1 pseudogene is annotated in these 537 nt (G+C 67.2%); it reads left to right on the top strand.

What is annotated here, in order from left to right:
- A pseudogene (locus AC3EUV_RS38400) lies at window positions 1-537 on the top strand (aminofutalosine synthase MqnE); the annotation flags it as partial.

The following is a 537-nucleotide window of genomic DNA, read 5'->3' as shown; positions in this document are numbered from 1 at the left end:
CCTGCCGTGGCGCTACTACCCGCGCTCGCTCAGCGAGCTGAAGAAGGCCCTGCCGAACGTCTCCCTGAAGGCCTTCACCGCCACCGAGATCCACCACTTCGAGACCATCTCCGGGCTCTCCGCCTCCGAGATCCTCGACGAGCTGATCGACGCCGGCCTGGAGTCGCTGACCGGCGGCGGCGCCGAGATCTTCGACTGGGAGATCCGGCAGCACATCGTCGACCACCGCACCCACTGGGAAGACTGGTCGCGCATCCACCGCCTCGCCCACGAAAAGGGCCTCAAGACCCCCTCGACGATGCTCTACGGGCACATCGAGGAGCCCCGCCACCGCGTCGACCACGTACTGCGGCTGCGTGAGCTCCAGGACGAGACCGGCGGCTTCCAGGTCTTCATCCCGCTGCGCTACCAGCACGACTTCGTGGACATGCAGGACGGCAAGGTCCGCAACAAGCTCCAGGCCCGGACGACGATGGCATCGGGCGCGGAGGCCCTGAAGACCTTCGCGGTCTCCCGCCTCCTCTTCGACAACGTCCC

Source organism: Streptomyces sp. bgisy130 (assembly GCF_057708345.1).
Note: the sequence above shows the minus strand (reverse complement) of the source record. Positions and strands in the feature narration are given on the sequence as shown.